2 protein-coding genes are annotated in these 540 nt (G+C 47.0%); both read right to left on the bottom strand.

Annotated elements, in window-relative coordinates; translation table 11 throughout:
• Positions 1 to 332 (bottom strand): DUF692 family multinuclear iron-containing protein (locus R7Q48_RS30395; protein ID WP_318134132.1); only part of this gene is annotated, 332 nt, incomplete at its 3' end.
• 84 nt (positions 333 to 416) lie between these two features.
• The coding region (locus R7Q48_RS30390) for a DUF2282 domain-containing protein (protein WP_318134134.1) at positions 417 to 540 on the bottom strand (124 nt) is incomplete at its 5' end.

Below are 540 nucleotides of genomic sequence, written 5' to 3'. Positions count from 1 at the left end.
AAGTCGTTAAAATAATGCCCACCATTTTCACTCCAGCTCAAATGGTCAGAGACAAACATCGGGTCAATGGCATCAATCAACGCTTTCAGTTGAGCTAGGTGTACTTGGCTAACGCGTTCAACAGAGCCTAACGACAAACCAATTCCGTGGCAGCTGATCTGGTATTGCTCTCGCAAAGTGTGTAGATATTTTCGTTCGGCTGCATTGGGTTGAAAGTAGTTCTCGCTGTGAATTTCTAACCAAGACAGTTCTGGGCGTTGTTGCTGAAAAAAGTCCAAATGAGGAGTCCGTAAACCAACGCCAACAAGAGGGTGAAAATCGTAGTGTTTCACGTGAAACTCCTTTTCGAACTGGATGAGAAGAGGTTGTGGGGTGTGAGTTGAGCCATCACACGCCCACAACAATTAACGGAGAAATTAAGATGCGCTGGTGCTGCCGCCAGTCAATTTGTCGCAAAGACCTTTTGGAACCACCACAAATGCGTCTTTCTGGTGGTCTTGTTTTGACGTGCCGGCGCAAGAGCTGTTCTTCGTCGCACAG

It is taken from the genome of Vibrio sp. 378 (assembly GCF_033339435.1).
Note: the sequence above shows the minus strand (reverse complement) of the source record. Positions and strands in the feature narration are given on the sequence as shown.